This window comes from Neisseria sp. P0021.S006, assembly GCF_051956895.1.
The window spans coordinates 21180-43247 of the sequence record NZ_JBQCWZ010000002.1; the positions used below are offsets into that span (position 1 = coordinate 21180).

The following is a 22068-nucleotide window of genomic DNA, read 5'->3' on the forward strand; positions in this document are numbered from 1 at the left end:
ATGGCGGAAAACACACTTTATCTCGACTGGGCGCGCGATGTATTGGATACGGAAGCCGAAGGTTTGCGCGAAATTGCGGCGGCTTTGGACCATGATTTTATCCGTGCGGCGGAAGCATTGTTGCACTGCAAGGGCAGGGTCGTCATTACCGGCATGGGTAAGTCCGGACACATCGGCCGCAAAATGGCGGCAACCATGGCTTCTACCGGCACACCTGCGTTTTTCGTCCATCCTGCCGAAGCGGCACACGGCGACTTGGGCATGATTGTGGACCACGATGTCGTGGTTGCCATTTCTAATTCCGGCGAAAGCGATGAAATTGCGGCGATTATTCCGGCGTTGAAACGTAAAAACATCACGCTTATTTGTATCACTGCCCATCCGACTTCGACCATGGCGCGTCATGCCGATATCCATATTACCGCGGCGGTTTCCAAAGAAGCTTGTCCGCTCGGCCTTGCACCGACTTCCAGTACGACCGCCGTGATGGCCTTGGGCGATGCGCTGGCGGTGGTATTGCTGCAGGCGCGAGCGTTTACGCCGGATGATTTTGCTTTGAGCCATCCGGCCGGAAGCTTGGGCAAACGCCTGTTGCTGCGCGTGGCGGATATCATGCACAAAGACGAAGCCCTGCCAGCCGTTTTGTTGGGCACGCCGTTAAAAGAAGCCATTGTCCGCATGAGTGAAAAAGGCTTGGGTATGTTGGCGGTAACCGATGCCGAAGGCCGTCTGAAAGGCGTATTTACCGATGGCGACTTGCGCCGTCTGTTTCAAGAACGCGACAGCTTTGCCGGTTTGAAAGTGGACGACATCATGCACGCCTCTCCGAAAACCATCTCTGCCGATCGTCTCGCCACCGAAGCTTTGAAAGCCATGCAAAGCGGCCATGTGAACGGTTTGCTGGTGGTCGAAGAAAACGGCGTGCTGATTGGCGCGCTGAACATGCACGATTTATTGATGGCACGAATTGTCTGAATCGACGGCAAAAACGTTTTCAGATGGCCTTATGCTAGAATAGGCCGTCTGAAACAAGGAAACCTTATGCAAAACCTCTCTTCCGACCTGCAACAACGCGCTTCAGGCATCAAACTGCTGATACTGGATGTGGACGGTGTTTTGACCGACGGCCGCATTTTTATTCGCGACAACGGCGAAGAAATCAAATCGTTCCACACTTTGGACGGACATGGTTTGAAAATGCTTCAGGCCAGCGGCGTGCAAACGGCGATTATTACCGGCCGCGATGCGCCTTCCGTCGGTATCCGCGTGAAGCAGCTCGGTATCAACTATTACTTCAAAGGCATTCATGACAAACGTGTCGCCTACGCCCAATTACGCGAACAGGCCGGTGTGGAGGAGCATGAGTGCGCCTTTGTCGGCGACGATGTTGTCGATTTGCCCGTGATGGTGCGTTGCGGATTGGCGGTCGCCGTCCCGGAAGCGCATTGGTTTACTTTGCAATACGCCCATTATGTAACCCGACGTTCCGGCGGCGCAGGCGCGGTGCGTGAAGTGTGCGATTTGATTATGCAGGCGCAAGGTACGCTTGAACCTGCTTTGAAAGAGTATGTACGATGAAAATCAGATGGCGTTACGGAATCGCCTTTCCGCTGGTGTTGGCCGTTTCACTCGGCGCACTGGCGGCGTGGCTCGGCCGCATCAGCGAAGTGCAGGTCGAAGAAGTCGTCCTCAATCCGAATGAGCCGCAATATTCGATGAAAGGCATCAACGGCAAACGTTTTGACCAAGAAGGCCGTCTGAAAGAAAACCTGAGCGCGGTCGATGCCGTCCAATATCCGAATAGCGCAGACGTGCATTTGGACAAACCACATCTTTCGTTTTACCGCGACGGCAGCCTGCTGTACGAAGTCGGCAGTGACAAAGCAGCGTACAATATTCAAAACAAGAAAGTCGTTTTTGAACAGAATGTTGTCTTAAACAAAGCGGCAGATGCCAAGCGTTTGGCCGGCATCGTCAAAACCGAACGCTTGAATGTCGATACCGAGGCGCAATACGCCCATACCGACAGCCCCGTTACTTTCCAATACGGACAGTCCAGCGGTCAGGCAAACGGCATGACTTATGATCACAAAACCGGTTTGCTGAATTTCCCTTCCAAAGTGAAAGCCACAATTTATGATACAAAAAATTTGTAAAACTTTAGCCCTTGTTGCCGTTTTTGCCGCCAGCCCGGCCTTTGCCCTGCAAAGCGACAGCAAGCAGCCGATTCAAATCGAAGCCGACCAAGGCTCGCTTGACCAAAACAACCAAAGCACCACCTTTTCCGGCAACGTCATCATCAAACAAGGCACGCTCAATATCCGTGCCGGCAGCGTGACCGTTTCGCGCAACGACAAAAGCGAGCAGTTGATGAAAGCCACCGGCTCGCCCGTCAAATTCAGCCAAGAGTTGGACGGCGGCAAAGGCGTAGTCAACGGCCAAGCCAATACCGTCATGTATTCTTCCGCAGCCAACCTCGTTACTCTGTCCGGCAATGCCAAAGTACAGCGCGGCGGCGATGTGGCCGAAGGTGCGGTCATCACTTACAACACCAAAACCGAGGTTTACACCATCAACGGCAGCGCCAAATCCGGTGTGAAATCCGCCGCCAAATCCGGCCGCGTCAGCGTTGTTATCCAGCCGTCCAGTACGCAGAAAAACAAATAAGAAAACACACAAAAAGGCCGTCTGAAAAAGTTTCAGACGGCCTGAGGTCAATATCGAAAGTCAACAGAATATGAGCGCAAACAACAGCCGTCTTGTGGTTCAAAACCTGCAAAAAAGTTTCAAAAAACGCCAAGTCGTCAAAAGCTTCTCCCTTGAAATCGAAAGCGGCGAAGTCATCGGCCTGCTCGGCCCCAACGGCGCGGGTAAGACCACCAGCTTTTACATGATAGTCGGCCTGATTGCCGCCGATGCAGGCAGCGTAATGTTGGACGGCCAAGAATTGCGCCACCTGCCCATTCACGAACGCGCCCGCCTCGGCGTTGGCTATCTGCCGCAGGAGGCCTCGATTTTCCGCAAAATGACCGTGGAACAAAATATCCGCGCCATTTTGGAAATCAGCATGAAGGACAAAAGCCGCATCGATGCCGAACTTGAAAAACTGTTGGCAGATTTGAATATTGAGCGCCTGCGCAACAACCCTGCGCCGTCCTTGTCCGGTGGCGAACGCCGCCGTGTCGAAATCGCGCGCGTGTTGGCCATGCAGCCGCGTTTCATTTTGTTGGACGAACCTTTTGCCGGCGTTGACCCGATTGCCGTCATCGATATTCAGAAAATCATCGAGTTCCTCAAATCACGCGGTATCGGCGTATTGATTACCGACCACAACGTGCGCGAAACCCTCAGCATCTGCGACCGTGCCTACATCATCAGCGACGGTACGGTATTGGCTTCAGGCAAGCCGGATGATTTAGTCAACAATGAACAAGTCCGTTCGGTTTATTTGGGTGAAAATTTCAAATATTGAATGCATATTTGACGGTATATGAGACCCTCATTTCAATTGAGGGCGGCTATAAATATTGGAATAATCACTAAAAATACAAATATAATACCGATAAACTAATCTTTCAGACGGCCTGCCGTATAAAGGCCGTCTGAAAAACTATCCATACATTTCGAATTAAACACTATGTCTTCACTCGTCCTTAAACTCAAACAGACCCAGCAGCTCAACCAGCGGCTGCAACAGTCTCTGCGCATCTTGCAGATGTCGGGTCTTGAGCTTGAGCGCGAAGTGGAAGACTGGTTGTCAGACAATCCTCTGCTTGAGCGTCCGGAAAGCGATGAATTTGCCGATAGCGGGCTCAACCGTGCGGTAACCATGCCGCGCGCAGGTCAGCAGTTGAGCGGCGACGATGCCGAAGATATTTGGAGCAACATCGCCGAAGAAGAGGATTTCAAACACTATCTGCATGCCCAAGTGTGCGAGCATCCGCTCTCGCAAGTGGAAGCGGCCTATGTTCACGTCTTGATTGATTTTTTGGACGAACAAGGCTACCTCACCGACAGCCTCGAAGAAATTATCGACCACACGCCGTTGGAATGGATGCTGGACGAAGAAGCCCTGCAAAACGCGCTGGATGTATTGCAAACCTTTGAGCCGCCCGGCGTGGCGGCGGCGGATTTGACCGAGTCGCTTATGTTGCAGTTAATGCGTTTGCCGGCTTCTCCTGCCCGACAAATGGCCGCGCATTTGGTGCAAAGTTCGCTTCAAGACTTAGGCAAAAACCGCAAACAAAACGTTCTGCGTTTCCGCAAACTTTATCCCGATACCGACAGCAAAACCATAGAAGCCGCGCTCGATATGATTGCCGGGCTCAATCCCTATCCAGCCTACGGCTTCGCCTCTGCCACGCCTACGCCTTATATTCAGCCTGACGTTTGGGTCAAAGAGGGCAAGGACGGCTGGGAAGTCATCAGCAACGAAGCGGCTTGGCCGAAGCTGCAGCTCAATCAGGAATATTGCGACCTGATGAAATCAGAGGAAGAGGGCGCACCGGAGTGGAAGGAAAAAATCAACGAAGCCAAGCAGCGCATTGATTCTTTGGAGCTGCGTAAAAGCACTGTCCTCCGCCTTGCCGAGTATATCGTCAAAAATCAGGAAGATTTTTTCATCTTCGGAGAAATCGGCCTGTCTCCCATGCTGATGAAAGATGCCGCCGCCGAATTGGGTTTGGCGGAAAGTACCATCTCGCGTGCCGCCAATCAGAAATATTTGTCTTGCCCGCGCGGCCTGTTTGCGTTACGCTATTTCTTCACACAGGCAGTCAATGCCGATGATGATGGCGAAGGGTTCAGCCAAGGCGCAATCAAAGCCGTATTGAGCCAGTTGATTGAAAGTGAAGACAGCAGCAAACCCTATTCGGACGAGACCCTCGTCAAATTATTAAAACAACGCGGCATTGAAATTGCCAGACGTACAGTTGCTAAATATAGAGAATCATTAGACATCCCACCGGCACACAAACGAAAATTTACCGAGTAGATATATTCCGATCCGTTTTGACGGACTAACCAACCGAAGGAGCTGTATCATGAATCTGAAAATCACCGGTCTGAATTTTGATGTTACCGAAGCCATCAAAAACTACGTTTCCGACAAGTTGGCACGAATCAGTCGCCACGCCGACAACATCATTTCCGTGACCATCACGCTCTCGGTGGAAAAAGTCAGCCAGAAAGCCGAAGCCGATGTGCATTTGGCAGGCAAAGATTTGCACGTTGAAGCGATTGAACAGGATATGTATGCCGCGATTGATGTTTTGATGGACAAACTCGACCGCGCTGTTTTGAAACATAAAGAAAAAAGCGGCGATGTCCGCAGTACTGTCAAACCTGCTGCCGAATAAAGTTTTTGTATGATAAAGGCCGTCTGAATATTCAGACGGCCTTTTGTTTTGCTAGATGTTTTAGACTGGCAATCTAGTTACTCACTTTTTCACCATTCCACGGTGCCACTTTAAACAGCAGCAACATGCCCGGTATGCCCAAAGCGAAACACAGCCAGTAGAAATTGAAGTAGCCCATCGCTTCAATCAGATAGCCTGCCGAAGCATTGATAAATGTACGTGGAACGGCTGACAGGCTGGTAAAGAGGGCTAATTGTGTGGCCGTAAATGCAGGATTGGTTTCACGAGCCATGTAGGCAACAAACGCCGCTGTACCCAGACCTACGCCCGCTGCTTCTGCCCCAATCACGGCCGCAAGCATCATTTGCTCTGTCAGTGTGATGGTTTCAAACTTGCCAAAATTTGCCAACCAAGCAAAGCCTAGAATAGTAACCCATTGCGCCACGCCGAAAATCCACAAAGCTCTATTGATACCGAGCTTTATCATCCAAATACCGCCTACAATACCGGCAATGACAGCAGGCCATAAACCGGCATTTTTGGCGATGAGGCCGATGTCGGTTTTGCTGAAGCCTATGTCCAGATAAAAAGGTGTAGCCAAAGAAGTGGCCATGCTGTCGCCCAGTTTGTAGAGAAAGATAAACAGCAATACCAATATGGCCTGTTTGATTCCTTTGCGGGAGAAGAACTCACTGAAAGGGTCAGAGACTGTTTGGGCAAATGTACGCGACACAGATGGTGGAATGTCAGGCTCTTTAGCTAAAAACAAGGTCATCAGCAGACCGGGCAGCATAAATAGTGCAGTAATGATGAATACGTTGTGCCAAGGCATCAAGTCGGCCAAAATCAAGCTGAGCGATCCGGGTACCAAAGCGGCGATACGGTAGGCGTTGACGTGGATAGAGTTGCCTAAGCCTAATTCTTCATCTGACAAAATTTCGCGGCGAAATGCATCCAATACAATATCTTGGCTGGCAGAGAAAAAAGCGACCACCAACGATAAGCCCATAATTACATATAAATGCTGAGCAGGATTTAGGAAGGCATAAATGAGCAAGGTCAGCAGCAAACCAATTTGCGTAACCAGCATCCAACCGCGTCGCCGTCCTAAAAAAGGTAATCTGACCAAATCAATGACGGGAGACCAGATAAATTTCCAAGTGAAAGGCAGCCCGATAAGTGCCATCAGGCCGATGGTTTTCAAATCGACATGTTCGCTGCGCAACCATGCCGGAATCAGGTTGATCAGAAAATAAAGCGGCAACCCCGAAGTGAAGCCTGTGAAAATGCAGATCAGCATTTTGCGCGAGAAAATTCGCTGCATAGTGCTGGTTTGGGGTGCGTTGGTCATAGTGGAATCAATAAAAAAGAAAAGGGATATTGTAGCAAAGATGGGGGATATGGCGAATGAACTTCTGCTATCTTTATTGAATAATAAAAGGCCGTCTGAAACTTTGACAAATTAAGTTTCAGACGGCCTTTTGTTGGAACAAGCCGATAGGTTTTTGAAATGTCCGTAAGACAGGCAGATATGTTTGTTTTACGGATATTTTATTTTCAGACGGCCTTCGATGCTGCGTTGCAGTTGCGGTAGAAGGCAATCAGACCGTTGGTGGAGCTGTCGTGTGCCGGGGTGCCGCGTTCGAGTTCGGGTTCGATGGTTTTGGCCAGCTCTTTACCGTATTCCACGCCCCATTGGTCGAAGGGGTTGATACGCCAAATTACGCCCTGAACGAAGGTGCGGTGTTCGTAGGCTGCCATCAGCATGCCGAGGTTGAAAGGTGTCAGGCTGTCGATGAGCAAGCTGTTACTCGGACGGTTGCCGGGGAATTCTTTTTGCGGCGCAAGACGGTCGCGTTCGTCTTGGGGCAGTGCGGCCAATTCGACTTGTACTTCGTCTAAGGTCTTGCCTTTCATCAGCGCTTCGGCTTGGGCGAAGGCATTGGCAACAGTAAAGCGGTGTTGGCGGTGGTTGCCGTAGATTGTGGTCATGGGGACGATGAAATCAACGGGAATCAGACGCGTACCTTGGTGCAGAAGCTGGAAGTAGGCATGTTGGCAGTTGACGCCTTCATCGCCGAAGACAATGCCGCCGGTGGTGCAGGAAACGGGTTGGCCGTCTGAAGTACGCTGTTTGCCGAGGCTTTCCATATCGAGCTGGTTGAGCCATGGGGTAAAGAGGCGCATATTGTGGCTGTATGGGACAACGGTTTGGCCGTCTGAATGTTGGAAGTTGTTGTACCAAACATTGATGAGTGCCATCAGGACGGGAATGTTGCGGCGGAATGGGGCCTCGAAGAAATGGGTGTCCATCGCGTGTGCACCGGCCAGCATTTTGCGGAATGCTTTTTCGCCGACTGCAACCATCAGCGGCAGGCCGATAGGCGACCAGACGGAATAGCGGCCGCCGACCCAGTCGGACATAGCAAAGACTTTGTCGGGGGAGATACCGAAATTTTGGGCTGCGGCCACATCGGCGGAAATGGCGCAGAAGTGGCGGTAGATGCCGGAATCAGGCAAACCTGCATCACGGTACCAAGTACGCGCCGCATAGGCATTGAGCAGGGTTTCTGGTGTGCGGAATGATTTACTGGCAATGCTGAATACGGTGGTTTCGGGGTTGAGACCGAGAAGGGTTTGGGTCAGGTCGGCATCATCGGAGTTGCTGACAAAGTGGACGCGGATGTTCTGCCAATAGGGTTGCAGCGCCTGTGTGGCCATGCGCGGGCCTAAATCGGAGCCGCCGATGCCGATGTGAACCAGGTCGGTAATCGGTTTGCCGGTAATGCCTGCGTGGGTGCCGTCTAAAAGTTGGCGTGCGAACTCGAGTGCGCGGTTGAGTTCGTGATGAACATTGGGCACGATGTTTTCGCCGTCAACGTAAACAGGTTTGGCATTGGCAGGCAGGCGCAGAGCAGTGTGGAGAACGGCGCGGTGTTCGCTGGTGTTGATTTTTTCACCGCTGCTCATGGCCTGCATATATTGTGGCAAATCGGCTGCTTCGGCCAGTTGGCACAATAAATCAAGGGTATTTTCATCCAGACGGTTTTTGCTGTAATCAAATAACAAACCGTGCAGAATTTCGTGCATATTGTTGAAACGTTCGGCATCTGCAGCGAAACGTTCGCGCAGGGTAACGTGTTGCGTATCGGCATGATGGGCTTCCAAGGCCTGCCATGCGTCTGAGTATGCGGTCATCTCGTTTCCTTAGTATGTAACGGTAAAATAAGCAGGATAGATAGGTATTTCCTGCTTTTTTGTAGTGGCTTGTAGTTTAACAAATTTGAACAGGTTTTGGGAGGTGGCGGGGGTGTTTTTGTTTAAGAAATGTATGCAAAATGAAAAAGAAATGATTGATTATCATCAAGTTTCTGTAAAAAAAAGGGGTATGACACCGATGTCTGCTGTGTTATCCTATGTAACATTATTGAAATCTTGTCGGGACGGGTCCGTAAGATGGCTACAATTTATGATGTCGCTGCTTATGCCGGGGTATCTCCCAAGACGGTCAGCCGGGTGATTAACGGCGATGCGCCGGTCAGTGATAAAACCCGTTCTAAAGTAGAAACAGCGATTGCTGCTTTGGGCTATATCCCGTCTTCTGCGGCGCGGATTATGCGGTCACACCGTTCCGGCTTGGTCGGTCTGATTACCGGCGCCATTTCGCGGACAGGCGAGAATACGGGCGGACACGGCATACCGGATATGTTCTTGATTAAGGGCATTCAGCAGCAGATTCGTGCACAAGGCAAGATTTTGATGATTGCCGACATCGACAACAAGCCAGGGCAGCCCGGTCAGATGGAGCCGCTGATCCGTACCTTTATGGAGCATCGTGCCGAGGGGATTTTATATGTGGCCGGTTTCCATCAGGAAGTATTGCTGCCGGAAGTGCCCAACCGTTGCCCGATGGTGTTGGTCAACTGTTTCGATTTGGCAGGTACGCCGTCGGTTTTGCCGGACGATGAAGCAGGGCAGTATGGCTTGGTGCGCCGGATTATCCAAAGCGGACACAAACGGATTGCTTATGTGACTTTGCAGCCGGGCGTAGAAGCAACGAGATTGAGATTGGCCGGATACCGCCGGGCTTTGGCGGATGCGGATATTGTCTTCGATCCTGATTTGGTGCAAACTGGTTATCCTGACTTCAGCAATGACAGCGGATCTTTGATTTCGGCTATTTTGAAACTGTTGTCTTTGACGCTTCCGCCGACGGTCATTTGCTGCGGTAACGATGAAATGGCAGTACGCGTGTACGGGATTTTGAGGACGCGCGGCGTGCGGGTTCCCGAGCAAGTTTCGGTTGCCGGCTATGATAACCACAGCGCGATTGCGGAGACGCTGTTTCCGCCGTTGACCAGTACCGAGCTGCCTTATCTGCGCATGGGCGCGATGGCGGCGGATTTGCTGTTTCAATACATTGAACACCCGACCGGCTCGGTTCAGTCAGTCAAGGTCGTTGGGGAAACCATCTGGCGTCAGTCTGTGATTAATAAATAGTTTCAGACGGCCTGAAAATAAGCTTTAAACAACGCAAACACACATCAAAATAAGATTATGTAAACGGTCAAAATAAAGGCCGTCTGAAAACAGGATTGCCTCATTAAAAAGGCGGCCCAATACAATAAAAGCGTCATACCGCTGAAATTGGAGTTTGTTGTTTCCATAGTTTATTATCCAGGAGTAGCCTTACTATGAAAATCTCCCCACAAGTGGCGATGACACTTCGCCAGATTATGCTGATGAACTTCGGTTTCTTCGGTATTCAATATAGCTTCGGGTTGCAGCAAACTGCGATTAACCCGATTTTCAGCTTTCTTCATGCCGATCCGAGCCAATTGCCGATTTTGAATATGGCAGGCCCGATTACCGGTTTGCTGGTGCAGCCGATGATTGGTGCGATGAGTGACCGCACTTGGGTGCCCGGATTGGGCCGCCGCCGTCCGTATTTCTTGATTGGCGCCATTGGTTGCAGTCTCTGTCTCTTTATCTATCCGCACGTTACCGCCTTGTGGGTGGCCGTATTGCTGCTGTGGCTCTTGGACATCAGTAATAATACTGCAATGGAACCTTTCCGTGCCTTCATTGCCGATACCGTTCCTGAACACCAGCAATCCACCGGTTTCTTGATGCAGTCTGTGTTTACCGGCTTGGGCATTACCCTGGCCAACGTTTCCCTCTATATCTTCCAACAAATCGGCTGGTTGCAACAAACTTCCGAAGCAGGCATTCCGTATTGGGTATTCGGTTCGTTTTATATTGGTGCGGTCTGCTCCATCGGTTCGGTTTTGATTACCGTTTTATCAACGGCCGAACGCGAGCCCAGCCCTGAAGAAATGGCGGCCATTAAAGCCCAGCCGAGCGGTCCGGCCCATGCTGTTAAAGATATTGTCGTTGCCGTGCGCGAAATGCCGACTGCCCTGTGGCAACTGGCCTTGGTGTATCTCTTCCAATGGTACGCGCTCTTCATCTACTGGCAATATATTTCCCACAGTATCGTCCAATCCGTCTGGGATTCGACCGTTGAAAATACCGAAGCGTATAGCCAAGCGGTTGCATGGACCGGCCTGGTAAACGGTTTTTACAACGTGATAACCTTTATCTCCGCCTTTGGCCTGATGTGGATGGCGCGCAAATACGCCGCCAAATATGTTCACGCCTTTGCCGTAACCCTTGCCGCACTAGCCTTGCTCACCATTCCGCACATCGGCAACAAATACCTGATGTTTGCGCCGATGATTGGTTTCGGTGTCGGTTGGGCAAGTATGATGGGCGTGCCGTTTATGATTGTGGTCGGTTCTATTCCGAAAGAACGTTACGGCGTGTACATGGGTATTGTGAACATGATGATTGTGATTCCAATGCTGATTGAAACCGTATCTTTCGGCTGGGTGTACAGAACTTTCTTGGGTTCAAACCCTGCCAACGCGATGACTTTTGCCGGTGTTTCCCTGGCCATTGCCGCAGCGGTGACCTTAACCATTAAAACTGCGGCCAAACCGGCTACTGCAGAATAACGAAGTTTTGATTTAAAACCAAAATGAAAAGGCCGTCTGAAACATGAAAGGGTTTCAGACGGCCTTTTTTGTCGAAACGGATTCCATTTGCTGACCTGATTCGGAAAGCCTTATTGTCGCTGCGCTACCGTTCATCACTCAAATTGGCTATGACTACCGATTTTGCTTTACAATATCCTTCTTTAATTTATTTCGTTTTACCATCCTGATGACAGAACACATTTCCGCTCCAAGTCCATCTCCTGTCGGTGAAGACTACCTGCTGTTAGGTCAATACGCCGAACGCGCCTATCTCGAATACGCCATGAGCGTGGTCAAAGGCCGCGCGCTGCCTGAAGTTTCAGACGGCCAAAAGCCTGTACAACGGCGTATTTTGTTTGCCATGCGCGATATGGGTTTGACGGCGGGGGCGAAGCCGGTGAAATCGGCACGCGTGGTCGGCGAGATTTTGGGTAAATACCATCCGCACGGCGACAGTTCTGCCTATGAAGCGATGGTTCGCATGGCGCAGGATTTTACCTTGCGCTATCCCTTAATCGACGGCATCGGCAACTTTGGTTCGCGCGACGGCGACGGGGCGGCGGCGATGCGTTACACCGAAGCGCGGCTGACGCCGATTGCGGAATTGCTGTTGTCCGAAATCAATCAGGGGACGGTGGATTTTGTGCCGAACTACGACGGCGCGTTTGACGAACCTGTACACCTGCCCGCCCGTCTGCCTATGGTGTTGCTCAACGGTGCGTCGGGCATTGCGGTGGGTATGGCGACCGAAATCCCATCGCACAATTTAAACGAAGTCACACAGGCGGCGATTGCGTTGTTGAAGAAACCGACGCTGGAAACCGCCGACCTGATGCAGTATATCCCTGCGCCCGATTTTGCCGGCGGCGGTCAAATCATCACGCCGGCAGACGAATTGCGTCGGATTTACGAAACCGGCAAAGGCAGCGTGCGCGTGCGTGCGCGTTATGAAATCGAGAAGCTGGCGCGCGGACAATGGCGCGTGATTGTGACCGAGCTGCCGCCGAACGCCAATTCCGCCAAAATCCTTGCCGAAATCGAAGAACAAACCAACCCGAAACCGAAAGCGGGAAAAAAGCAGCTCAACCAAGACCAGCTCAACACCAAAAAGCTGATGCTGGATTTAATCGACCGCGTGCGCGACGAGTCAGACGGCGAACATCCTGTGCGTCTTGTATTTGAACCAAAATCCAGCCGCATCGATACGGATACTTTCATCAACACGCTGATGGCGCAGACTTCTCTGGAAGGCAATGTGTCCATGAACTTGGTAATGATGGGTTTGGACAACCGCCCTGCGCAGAAAAACCTGAAAACGATTTTGCAGGAATGGTTGGATTTCCGCGTCGTTACCGTAACACGCCGTCTGAAATTCCGTTTGAGTCAAGTGGAAAAACGGTTGCACATCCTCGAAGGCCGTCTGAAAGTCTTTCTGCACATTGACGAAGTGATTAAAGTCATTCGTGAATCAGATGATCCGAAAGCCGATTTAATGGCGGCGTTCGGGCTGACCGAAATCCAAGCCGAAGACATTTTGGAAATCCGCCTGCGTCAGTTGGCGCGATTGGAAGGGTTCAAACTCGAAAAAGAATTGAACGAGTTGCGCGAAGAACAAGGTCGTCTGAATATTCTTTTGGGCGACGAAAACGAAAAACGTAAGCTAATTATCAAAGAGATGCAGGCGGACATGAAGCAGTTTGGTGACGCGCGCCGCACGCTGGTGGAAGAGGCCGGACGCGCCGTGCTGACACAAACCACCGCCGACGAACCCATCACGCTGATTCTGTCGGAAAAAGGCTGGATACGCAGCCGTGCCGGACACAACCTTGATTTGAGCCAAACCGCGTTCAAAGAAGGCGACCGCCTCAAGCAAACCATCGAAGGCCGCACGGTTTTACCCGTCGTCATCCTGGATTCATTGGGCAGAACCTATACGCTTGATGCCGCCGAAATCCCCGGCGGACGCGGCGACGGCGTGCCGGTTTCATCCTTAATCGAGCTGCAAAACGGCGCGAAACCCGTCGCCATGCTCACTGGTCAGCCCGAACAGCATTACTTGCTTTCAGGCAGCGGCGGCTACGGCTTTATCACCAAGTTGGCCGATATGATCGGACGCGTGAAAGCGGGTAAAGTGATCATGACCGTGGACAGCGGCGAAACCGTCCTGCCGCCGGTTGCCGTCTATGCTTCTTCGCTGATCAATCCCGACTGCAAAGTCGTACTGGCCAGCAGCGACCACCGTCTCTTGGCGTTTTCCATCGGCGAACTCAAAGTCATGCCTAAAGGCCGCGGTTTGCAGCTGATGTCGTTGGCTGAGGGTGCATCTTTGGAACACATTATGGTGACGACCTCTCCTGAGTTTACCGTTGTATCGGTCGGCCGACGCGGCGCAGAACATCAGGAAAAACTGCGTATTGCCGATATTGACGGCAAACGCGGTAAAAAAGGCAAGGTATTGGAAATATCAGGCCGTCTGAAAAGTTTGTCCTGAAACAAGAACAAATATATCTAAATAAATTAAATTTATACGACATTGCATGATAATAAAAAAGGTTCACTTATGAACAGAGCCAATCTTCAAGAACTGGGTAATCTGAGGGAGCGGATTCCCGGTGTAATCAACATTGCCCGAATAGCCATCGTCTTGCCGCTTTTGGTTTTGCACGCGTTCGGCAGCTACACGGGTGGCAACCTGATTGGCGTTTCGTTGCCGGCCGTTGAGTTTTATATCTGGGTAACGCTGTATTTCTTCCTGATTATGCTCTCCGTGCTCCGCCCGGGCTGGCAGTGGCAGTCTTTGGATTTGCCCAATGCCAGTGCCGTGGTCGACATCACCATGATGATGGTTTTGGTGTATATCTCCGGCGGTACGGCTTCTGGTTTCGGAATTTTGGTTTTGCCGTTTGTCGCCACGTCGTGTCTGCTCAGTTATGGCCACTATCCTATGCTGTATGCAGGCTATACGGCAATGTTGTTTATTTTGAACCTGTTTTTAGACGGCAGTATGCGTTTCGATTCATTTAATTGGGATGCAAAATCAGTGGCGAATTCTTTGATGCTGATCGGCGCCAGCTATCTGGTGGCGATGCTGACCTCGTTTGCCGCCCGTTATCTGGAGCAGGCCACAGAGTCCGCCAGCCGCCATCAACTGGCCTACCGCCGTATCAGCGGCTTGAACCATTTGGTTTTGAACCGCGTACAGGAAGCGGTTGTGGTGATTGATGCGACCCAACGCGTGTGGCTGTTTAACAAACAGGCAAAAATCTATTTCCCCAGCCTGATTATCGATCAGCAGGAAATCGTGTTCGGCGAACTGGTGGCTCGCTGGCAGCGTCAACCCGACAAACCTTTTGAAACCGATATCCATATTTTCCAACACGCCATGCACGTCCGAGCCGTTCCGCTGATTCAGGAGCAAACCGAGCTGCTGATGTTGTACGTCCGCTCATTGCGTGAAGTGGCTGCGGAGGCCATGTCCACCAAGCTGACTTCGCTCGGACAGTTGACTGCCAACCTCGCCCACGAAATCCGCAACCCGATGTCCGCCATCCGTCATGCCAGCGATTTGTTGCAGGAAGGCGATGAGGCAGATCCGCTCAAGGCCAAGCTCTACAACATCATCGACAGCAATATCCAACGTATCGACAAGATGTTGGAAGACGTATCCCTGCTTAACAAACGAGACAACATCAGCCGCCAGCCGATTAATCTGATGAAATTCTGGTTAGAGTTCAAGCAGGAATTTACCTTGAATAATCCCGATGCCATCGGTTGTCTGCGTATGAATATGGACGGCAACAATCTGACCGTATTGGTTGACCCCATGCATTTGCAGCAAGTGATGTGGAACTTGTGCAACAACGCTTGGAGACACAGCCGTCAGGACGAAAACGCCATTACCGTCCTTATCCGTTCAAGCGGCAGGATGCATATTTCCATCGTCGTGGCGGACAACGGCAAAGGCGTGCCGCCCGATGTACGAAATCATTTGTTCGAGCCGTTTTACACCACCGAAAAACAAGGCACCGGCTTGGGGCTTTACGTCGCACGCGAGTTGGCACACGCCAATATGGGGCAGCTGCATTATCACCCTGAAATGAACGGGTTTGAATTGATTTTACCGAAGGAGCAAGCGCAGGATGAATAAATTGCAAGAGCCGGTTTTGGTTGTCGATGACGAGGCAGACATCCGCGACCTGATGGAAATGACCCTGATGAAAATGGGTCTGCACGTCGATACTGCGGCTGGTGTTGAAGAGGCTAAAGACAAGCTGGACAACAACGATTATTCGCTGGTGTTGACCGATATGCGTATGCCTGACGGCTCCGGCCTCGAGGTTGTCCAATACATCGATGAACTGATGCTCGATACGCCCGTCGCCGTGATTACGGCTTTCGGCAATGCCGACCAAGCTGTTGAAGCCTTGAAAGCAGGGGCGTTTGATTATCTGCAAAAACCGATTACGCTGTCGCAGTTGCGTTCATTGGTTAAATCGGCAGTGTCGGTTTCAGACAATACTGCCGAACCCACGCCGTCTGAAAAAGTCAAATCGCAGCCTGCGCCTGTTTCTGCCGCCCTGTATAAACCCGAACCTCAGCCGGCTAAGCCTGTCGTTACGCCTCCTAAGAGCGTACAGAGTGAATTTAACCGGCCTTTGACTGTTCCGGAAGGGCTCAATTCCTTAAAAGAGCGTTTTTCGGCCGGCAGCATCAATCCTGCTTTGCAACAAGACGCACCTGTATTGGAAGGCGAGGACGATATGCCGCGCCTGTTGGGTACTTCGCCGCAAATGGTCGAAGTACGCCACCTGATTCGCAGATTGGCCCGCAGCCTTGTTCCTGTTTATATCTCCGGTGAATCCGGTACGGGTAAAGAGCAGGCGGCGCGCACGATTCACGAGCTGTCCGACCGCGCCGACAAACCATTTATTGCCGTCAACTGCGGTGCCATTCCTGAAAACCTGATGGAAAGCGAATTTTTCGGCTACAAAAAAGGCAGCTTTACCGGTGCGGATCAAGACCGTTTAGGTTTTTTCCAACACGCTGACGGCGGCACTTTGTTCCTTGATGAAGTTGCCGATTTGCCACTTGCCATGCAGGTCAAACTCCTGCGCGCCATTCAAGAAAAAGCCGTGCGTCGTATCGGCGATGCGCGGGAAACCTTTGTGGATGTGCGCATTATTTGTGCGACCCATAAAAACCTCGAAGCTTTGGTTGAAAGCGGCGCATTCCGTCAGGACTTGTATTACCGCCTCAACGTAGTCTCTCTGCATATGCCGCCTTTACGCGAAATGCGCGAAGACTTGGGCGCGCTGATTCTGTATCTGCTGTATAAACACCGTCACGGCAATCAAACCTACAAACTCAGCCCGAAAGCCCAAGAAGCCCTGTTGCATTACAGCTATCCCGGCAACTTCCGTGAGTTGGAAAACATCCTCGAACGCGCCGTTGCGCTAACGGTAGGCCAAGTGATACAAGTGGACGACTTGCAGATTCAAAATGCTCCGCAGGTTAAGGCAGAACGCAGCGGCTTCTCTTTTGACGATATTGCCGAACCCGACGCGCGTGAAACTACGCTCAATCACAGTCCCATTCCACCGTTTGATCCACGCACCATGCAGATACAGGATTACCTCGACCAAGTGGAACGCAGCATCATCGAGCAGGCTTTGCAGCAAACCCGTTACAACCGTACCCAAGCCGCCAAGCTTTTGGGCATCAGCTTCCGCTCTATGCGCTACCGTATGGAACGCTTGGACATCAATTAAAACGTTCAGACGGCCTGAGTTTTCAAGGCCGTCTGAAACATAAGCCTTATGTACAAGATTTATTTTGACGAAACCGCATCTACCGAACTTCGCAGCCTTGCTGCACCTTTCGGGCTGACCGTTATTGATCGGCAGCCTGAAGAAGGCAGTTTCCTTATCGCTGACGAAAGCGGCATCAGTTTGTGCCGCGCCGGTGAAAAAGGCCGTGTTCGCGTTGATTTTGATGGCGGTGCCGCCCATTATCGGCGCACTAAAGGTGGAGGCGAGTTGATTGCCAAAGCCGTCAACCATACTGCGCAACCGACTGTCTGGGACGCTACCGGCGGACTGGGGCGCGACAGTTTTGTGCTTGCCTCGTTGGGCTTGAATGTACAAACTTTTGAACAAAATCCTGCTGTTGCCTGTCTACTTTCAGACGGCCTCAACAGGGCAGGGCAAAGTGAAGAGACACGGGAGATTGCCCAGCGAATTATTTTGCACTTCGGCAATGCCGTTGATTTAATGCAGGAATTGTCCACGCAAAACGGCAGCCCCGATGTGGTGTACCTCGACCCGATGTATCCGGAGCGTCGCAAAACCGCCGCTGTGAAAAAAGAAATGGCTTACTTTCACGATTTGGTCGGTGCGGCACAAGACGAAGCCGAGCTTCTGAACGTTGCATTGAATACCGCCAAAAAGCGCATTGTCGTCAAACGCCCGCGCTTGGGTGAATTTCTCGATAGGCGCAAACCTGCTTATCAATATACAGGCAAAAGCACGCGTTTTGACGTTTACCTTCCGACAAGGCCGTCTGAAGACTAAAAGCAAACTTGCAACATATCAAAAGAAACCGCCGGCGTTATCAGCGCGGCGGCAAAGTGTGATATAAATACCCTTTCCCAAACTTCATTGGAGCAAACTATCATGGAATTAGTATTCATCCGTCACGGACAAAGCGAATGGAACGCGAAAAACCTTTTCACCGGCTGGCGCGACGTCAAGCTGAGCGAGCAAGGTTTGGCAGAAGCCGCAGCAGCAGGTAAAAAGCTGAAAGAGAAAGGCTACGAGTTTGACATCGCCTTTACCTCCGTTCTGACCCGTGCCATCAAAACCTGTAACATCGTTTTGGAAGAATCCGACCAACTGTTTGTTCCACAAATCAAATCATGGCGTTTGAACGAACGCCACTACGGTCAGCTGCAAGGTATGGATAAAAAACAAACCGCAGAAAAATACGGCGACGAGCAAGTCCACATTTGGCGCCGCAGCTACGACACCCTGCCTCCGCTGCTCGATCCTAAAGATCCTAACTCCGCCCACAACGACCGCCGCTATGCCAACCTGCCTAGCGATGTCGTACCTGATGGCGAAAACCTCAAAGTTACCCTCGAGCGCGTCCTGCCTTTCTGGGAAGACCAAATCGCTCCGGCCATCTTGAGCGGCAAACGTGTATTGGTTGCGGCACACGGCAACTCCCTGCGTGCGTTGGCAAAACACATCGAAGGCATTTCCGACGAAGACATCATGGGCTTGGAAATCCCAACCGGTCAGCCGCTGGTGTACAAATTGGATGAAAACCTGAAAGTGATTGAAAAATTCTACCTGTAAGGTAAAGAGAAAAAAGGACGTGTTGGACACGTCCTTTTTTGTACTTGTCAGTATCGAGGCCGTCTGAAGGCAGTTGATGGCGGGTGACATGAAAAAAGGACGCGTAAAGCGTCCTTTATGGAGATTAAACCCTGTATTACTGGTTTTTCTCGATAATTTCTTTGAGGTGAGGCATAGGGCTGTAACCGCTTTGGCTGCGGCCGTTAGGGAAGACCACGGTCGGTGTGCCGTTGAAGCCGAATTGTTCGCCCAATGAAGTGGTTTCTGCAACAGGGTTTTCGCAGTTTGCTTTGCCGCTTGGGAGTTTGCCTTTGCGCATCCAGTCGATCCATGCCTGGGTCGGATTAGGTTGACACCACAACAGCTCGGCTTTGCGCGCGGCATCAGGGTGCAGGCTCGGAATCGGCATCATGAATGTATAAATCGTGATGTCGGTCATTTTTTCAAACTCATGCTCCAAGCGTTTGCAGTACGGGCAGTCCGGATCGGAGAAAACAGCGACTTTCAGTTTGCCGTTGCCGCGTACTTCTTTGATGGCTTTATCCAAAGGCAGGGAAGCGAAGTCGATTTTGTTCAAATCGGCGGCGCGTTCTTCAGTCATGCTTTGGCGCGTATTGACGTTGATGAGGTCGCCAACGAGCATATAGTCGCCTTTAGCATCGGTATAGATGATTTGTTTGCCGCTGACGACAACTTCATAAATGCCTTTAATCGGTGTTTCACTGACGCTCAAAACTTTCAAATCTTGGGCGGCATAGACTTTTTCCAGACGCGCTTTCAAAGAAGCGGCAACGGATTTGTCGGCAGGCGCTTCCGCTTTGGCGGCCGGAGCAGGCGCCGCATTGGCGTTGGATACGGCAGGTTGACCGCATGCCAACAAAGGAAGGACGGCAAACGGCGTTAAGATTTTGATTAACTTGGTTTTCATGCGAGAGACTTGCGTGTGTTGAAAGTAAGGCATTGTATCAAACCTCTGTCATGTCTGCATTGTACTAAGGCTCAAATTATCGTCTGAAAATAGCTTTCGGCTGTTAAAATACGAAAAAATGATTTGATTGTTTGTATGATCTACCACCGTATTGCCGTAAACGTGCCGCTTTCAGACGGCCTTTTGACGTATTCCTATTCCGAGCCGCTTCCTCCGGGAACGCGGGTGCTTGTGCCTTTCCGCAATAAAACCGTTGTTGGGGTTGTGTGGGAAACGGATATTGCGCCGGATATGGATACGGCGCGGATTTTGAGTGTTCAGACGGCCTTTATGGAAGAAAAGCCGTTGCCTCAAAGCTGGCGTGATTTGTTGGCATTTACGTCGCGTTATTACCACTATCCGACCGGGCAGGCGGTGTTTGCCGCATTGCCGCAAGGTTTGAAGGAAACGCGCGTGGTGGAAATGCCGCAGCCGCCGTTGTTTTACGCTTTGAACGAAGCGGGTAGGGCGCAAACGCCGCCGCCGTCTCGGTTCAACAAAAAAGCGGCTTTGTGGGACGCGCTGCTGTCGGGCGGGATGACGATGGCGGCGTTGAAGCAGGTGAACGCGCAGGCGGCGAAATTAATTGAAGATTGGGCGGAACAGGGTTGGATTGAAACTATGGAAGCGGCGAAACCCGTTTTAAGGTCGTGCAATGGGCAGGCTTCGCACTCTGAATTTGTATTAAATGCTGACCAGCAGAAGGCTTCCGATGAAATTCAGACGGCCTTCGGTAAATTTCAGCCGTTTTTGCTGTACGGCATCACCGGCAGCGGCAAGACCGAGGTATATTTCGATGCGATGGCGAAAGTGTTGGCGCAGGGGCGGCAGGTGTTGTTTCTGTTGCCCGAAATCAACCTCACGCCGCAGCTTTTGAAGCGGGTGGAAGACCGTTTTGCCGATGTGCCGACCGCTGTGTTGCACAGCCAAATGGCGGCAGGCAAACGCACGCAGGATTATCTGCGCGCGATGTTGGGACAGGCGAAATTGGTCATCGGCACGCGGCTGGCGGTGTTCACACCGATGGATGATGTCGGGCTGATTGTGGTCGATGAGGAACACGACGGCTCGTTCAAACAGGACAACGAATTACGCTACCACGCCCGCGATTTGGCGGTGTGGCGGGCGAAGCAGAGCGGCTGTCCCGTCGTCTTGGGCAGCGCCACGCCCAGCTTGGAGAGCTGGCACAAGGCGCAAAGCGGCGCGTACCGCCTGCTGCAACTGACCGAACGCGCCCATACCACTGCGCAACTGCCGCAAGTAGACATCCTCAACGTAGGTCGTCTGAAACTCGACAACGGCTTCTCGCCGCAAGCCTTGCAGCTTTTGAAACAGAACTTTGAAGCAGGCGGCATGTCGCTGGTGTACCTCAACCGGCGCGGCTTCGCGCCCGCGCTGTTTTGCGGCGACTGCGGCCATACCTTCGGCTGCCCGAACTGCTCCGCCAAGATGGTGCTGCACCAACGCGCCCGCCAACTGCGCTGCCACCACTGCGACCACCGCGAACCCATCCCATTCAAATGCCCCGACTGCGGCAACCAAGACCTGACCGCCGTCGGCCACGGCACGCAGCGCGTCGAAGAAACCCTGCGCGCCTTCCTGCCCAAGGCCGCCGTCGTCCGCGTCGACAGGGACAGCACCGCGCACAAAAATGACTGGGCGGATTTGTACCGCCGCATCGCCGACAACGAAATCGATATTCTGGTCGGCACGCAGATGCTCGCCAAAGGTCATGATTTCGCGCGACTCAACCTTGTTATCGTGTTAAACGCCGACGGCAGTCTATACAGCGCGGATTTCCGCGCGCCGGAAAGGCTGTTCGCCGAGCTGATGCAGGTGTCCGGCAGGGCGGGGCGCGCCGACAAACCCGGCAAGGTGTTGATACAGACCCAACTGCCCGAACATCCCGTCTTCGCCGCCGTCAAAGCGCAGGACTACGCCGTGTTTGCCGAAAACGAATTGAACGAGCGACAAATGTTCGCCATGCCGCCCTTCGGTTTCCAGACTGCCGTCCGCGCCGACGCGCCGCGCGTTGCCGATGCGATGGAGTTTCTCAACGCCGCCAAAGAAACCATTGCTCCGCTTTTGCCTGAAAGCGTCTCCCAGTTCGGCGCCGCCCCCATGCTGATGGTGCGCCTTGCCGAACGCGAACGTGCGCAAGTTTTCCTCGAATCGACATCTCGACAAGATTTGCATCGCGCCGTGAGTTTGTGGGTACAAGTGTTACAGCAAAACAGGGACGGCAAAATCCGATGGTCGGTGGACGTTGATGTGCAAGAGGCTTGATTGAAATGATTCAATCAATATAGAAATAAAAGGCCGTCTGAAAATCTGTTTTTCAGACGGCCTTA

At 51.9% G+C, this 22068-nt stretch carries 18 protein-coding genes; 15 read left to right on the top strand and 3 right to left on the bottom strand.

The window, feature by feature from the left end; all coding sequences use genetic code 11:
- From ACTHUM_RS00720 to hpf, 7 genes are all read left to right on the top strand, one after another.
- Window positions 1-975 carry a KpsF/GutQ family sugar-phosphate isomerase gene (locus ACTHUM_RS00720; protein ID WP_004518855.1) on the top strand — a complete coding sequence of 325 codons (975 nt, stop codon included), beginning with the start codon at window positions 1-3 and terminating at the stop codon, window positions 973-975.
- A gap of 66 nt (window positions 976-1041) precedes the next feature.
- The gene (locus ACTHUM_RS00725) at window positions 1042-1578 is read left to right on the top strand and encodes a KdsC family phosphatase (RefSeq protein WP_004518854.1); all 537 of its coding nucleotides are present in this window, start codon (window positions 1042-1044) and stop codon (window positions 1576-1578) included.
- Window positions 1575-2156, top strand: coding sequence for an LPS export ABC transporter periplasmic protein LptC (gene lptC / locus ACTHUM_RS00730; protein WP_004518853.1), 582 nt, complete (start codon window positions 1575-1577; stop codon window positions 2154-2156). Before ACTHUM_RS00725 ends, lptC begins: the two co-directional genes overlap by 4 nt.
- Window positions 2137-2667: a lipopolysaccharide transport periplasmic protein LptA gene (gene lptA / locus ACTHUM_RS00735; RefSeq protein WP_004518852.1), complete on the top strand. Its 531-nt coding sequence runs from the start codon at window positions 2137-2139 to the stop codon at window positions 2665-2667. The genes lptC and lptA overlap by 20 nt, the downstream gene beginning before the upstream one ends.
- 70 nt (window positions 2668-2737) lie before the next feature.
- Window positions 2738-3472, top strand: a complete 735-nt coding sequence (gene lptB / locus ACTHUM_RS00740; protein ID WP_003679854.1) for an LPS export ABC transporter ATP-binding protein — start codon at window positions 2738-2740, stop codon at window positions 3470-3472.
- Between the two features lie 165 nt (window positions 3473-3637).
- Window positions 3638-4993 (top strand): RNA polymerase factor sigma-54, encoded by a 1356-nt coding sequence (gene rpoN / locus ACTHUM_RS00745; RefSeq protein WP_004518851.1) that lies wholly within the window; start codon window positions 3638-3640, stop codon window positions 4991-4993.
- Between the two features lie 49 nt (window positions 4994-5042).
- On the top strand, window positions 5043-5357 hold the full coding sequence (gene hpf, locus ACTHUM_RS00750) for a ribosome hibernation-promoting factor, HPF/YfiA family (protein WP_004518850.1): 315 nt from the start codon (window positions 5043-5045) through the stop codon (window positions 5355-5357).
- Window positions 5358-5430: 73 nt separating this feature from the next.
- Here hpf and ACTHUM_RS00755 read toward each other — a convergent pair whose 3' ends face one another.
- Both ACTHUM_RS00755 and pgi read right to left on the bottom strand, forming a co-directional pair.
- Window positions 5431-6681, bottom strand: a complete 1251-nt coding sequence (locus tag ACTHUM_RS00755) for an AmpG family muropeptide MFS transporter (protein WP_191620593.1) — start codon at window positions 6679-6681, stop codon at window positions 5431-5433.
- 233 nt (window positions 6682-6914) lie between these two features.
- Complete coding sequence (gene pgi / locus ACTHUM_RS00760) at window positions 6915-8555, bottom strand: glucose-6-phosphate isomerase (RefSeq protein ID WP_070695292.1); 1641 nt, start codon at window positions 8553-8555, stop codon at window positions 6915-6917.
- Between the two features lie 258 nt (window positions 8556-8813).
- Here pgi and ACTHUM_RS00765 point away from each other — a divergent pair, with 258 nt between their 5' ends.
- From ACTHUM_RS00765 to ACTHUM_RS00795, 7 genes are all read left to right on the top strand, one after another.
- Window positions 8814-9857 (top strand): LacI family DNA-binding transcriptional regulator, encoded by a 1044-nt coding sequence (locus ACTHUM_RS00765; protein ID WP_049344511.1) that lies wholly within the window; start codon window positions 8814-8816, stop codon window positions 9855-9857.
- A 194-nt stretch (window positions 9858-10051) separates the two neighbouring features.
- Entirely contained in the window at window positions 10052-11374 is a 1323-nt protein-coding gene (locus ACTHUM_RS00770) for an MFS transporter (protein WP_049344509.1), read from the top strand.
- A gap of 208 nt (window positions 11375-11582) precedes the next feature.
- Window positions 11583-13886, top strand: coding sequence for a DNA topoisomerase IV subunit A (gene parC / locus ACTHUM_RS00775; protein WP_004518843.1), 2304 nt, complete (start codon window positions 11583-11585; stop codon window positions 13884-13886).
- A 69-nt stretch (window positions 13887-13955) separates the two neighbouring features.
- On the top strand, window positions 13956-15542 hold the full coding sequence (locus tag ACTHUM_RS00780) for a two-component system sensor histidine kinase NtrB (RefSeq protein WP_004518842.1): 1587 nt from the start codon (window positions 13956-13958) through the stop codon (window positions 15540-15542).
- Entirely contained in the window at window positions 15535-17163 is a 1629-nt protein-coding gene (locus tag ACTHUM_RS00785) for a sigma-54-dependent transcriptional regulator (protein WP_004518841.1), read from the top strand. Before ACTHUM_RS00780 ends, ACTHUM_RS00785 begins: the two co-directional genes overlap by 8 nt.
- Before the next feature lie 48 nt (window positions 17164-17211).
- Window positions 17212-17964, top strand: a complete 753-nt coding sequence (locus ACTHUM_RS00790; protein ID WP_004518840.1) for a class I SAM-dependent methyltransferase — start codon at window positions 17212-17214, stop codon at window positions 17962-17964.
- 102 nt (window positions 17965-18066) lie between these two features.
- Window positions 18067-18750, top strand: coding sequence for a 2,3-diphosphoglycerate-dependent phosphoglycerate mutase (locus tag ACTHUM_RS00795; protein WP_049337039.1), 684 nt, complete (start codon window positions 18067-18069; stop codon window positions 18748-18750).
- A gap of 136 nt (window positions 18751-18886) precedes the next feature.
- Here ACTHUM_RS00795 and ACTHUM_RS00800 read toward each other — a convergent pair whose 3' ends face one another.
- The gene (locus ACTHUM_RS00800) at window positions 18887-19678 is read right to left on the bottom strand and encodes a DsbC family protein (RefSeq protein ID WP_004518838.1); all 792 of its coding nucleotides are present in this window, start codon (window positions 19676-19678) and stop codon (window positions 18887-18889) included.
- 135 nt (window positions 19679-19813) lie between these two features.
- On the opposite strand from ACTHUM_RS00800, the gene ACTHUM_RS00805 reads away from it, so the two are divergent.
- Complete coding sequence (locus ACTHUM_RS00805) at window positions 19814-22003, top strand: primosomal protein N' (protein ID WP_004518837.1); 2190 nt, start codon at window positions 19814-19816, stop codon at window positions 22001-22003.
- Window positions 22004-22068 lie beyond the last annotated feature (65 nt).

Coding starts and splice junctions, on each gene's coding strand:
- lptB (WP_003679854.1), top strand. CDS start 2,738: ATGAGCGCAAACAACAGCCGTCTTGTGGTTCAAAACCTGCAAAAAAGT.
- pgi (WP_070695292.1), bottom strand. CDS start 8,555: ATGACCGCATACTCAGACGCATGGCAGGCCTTGGAAGCCCATCATGCC.
- lptA (WP_004518852.1), top strand. CDS start 2,137: ATGATACAAAAAATTTGTAAAACTTTAGCCCTTGTTGCCGTTTTTGCC.
- hpf (WP_004518850.1), top strand. CDS start 5,043: ATGAATCTGAAAATCACCGGTCTGAATTTTGATGTTACCGAAGCCATC.
- ACTHUM_RS00755 (WP_191620593.1), bottom strand. CDS start 6,681: ATGCAGCGAATTTTCTCGCGCAAAATGCTGATCTGCATTTTCACAGGC.
- lptC (WP_004518853.1), top strand. CDS start 1,575: ATGAAAATCAGATGGCGTTACGGAATCGCCTTTCCGCTGGTGTTGGCC.
- ACTHUM_RS00785 (WP_004518841.1), top strand. CDS start 15,535: ATGAATAAATTGCAAGAGCCGGTTTTGGTTGTCGATGACGAGGCAGAC.
- ACTHUM_RS00725 (WP_004518854.1), top strand. CDS start 1,042: ATGCAAAACCTCTCTTCCGACCTGCAACAACGCGCTTCAGGCATCAAA.
- ACTHUM_RS00800 (WP_004518838.1), bottom strand. CDS start 19,678: ATGAAAACCAAGTTAATCAAAATCTTAACGCCGTTTGCCGTCCTTCCT.
- ACTHUM_RS00765 (WP_049344511.1), top strand. CDS start 8,814: ATGGCTACAATTTATGATGTCGCTGCTTATGCCGGGGTATCTCCCAAG.
- ACTHUM_RS00780 (WP_004518842.1), top strand. CDS start 13,956: ATGAACAGAGCCAATCTTCAAGAACTGGGTAATCTGAGGGAGCGGATT.
- ACTHUM_RS00770 (WP_049344509.1), top strand. CDS start 10,052: ATGAAAATCTCCCCACAAGTGGCGATGACACTTCGCCAGATTATGCTG.
- ACTHUM_RS00790 (WP_004518840.1), top strand. CDS start 17,212: ATGTACAAGATTTATTTTGACGAAACCGCATCTACCGAACTTCGCAGC.
- ACTHUM_RS00795 (WP_049337039.1), top strand. CDS start 18,067: ATGGAATTAGTATTCATCCGTCACGGACAAAGCGAATGGAACGCGAAA.
- rpoN (WP_004518851.1), top strand. CDS start 3,638: ATGTCTTCACTCGTCCTTAAACTCAAACAGACCCAGCAGCTCAACCAG.
- ACTHUM_RS00805 (WP_004518837.1), top strand. CDS start 19,814: ATGATCTACCACCGTATTGCCGTAAACGTGCCGCTTTCAGACGGCCTT.
- parC (WP_004518843.1), top strand. CDS start 11,583: ATGACAGAACACATTTCCGCTCCAAGTCCATCTCCTGTCGGTGAAGAC.
- ACTHUM_RS00720 (WP_004518855.1), top strand. CDS start 1: ATGGCGGAAAACACACTTTATCTCGACTGGGCGCGCGATGTATTGGAT.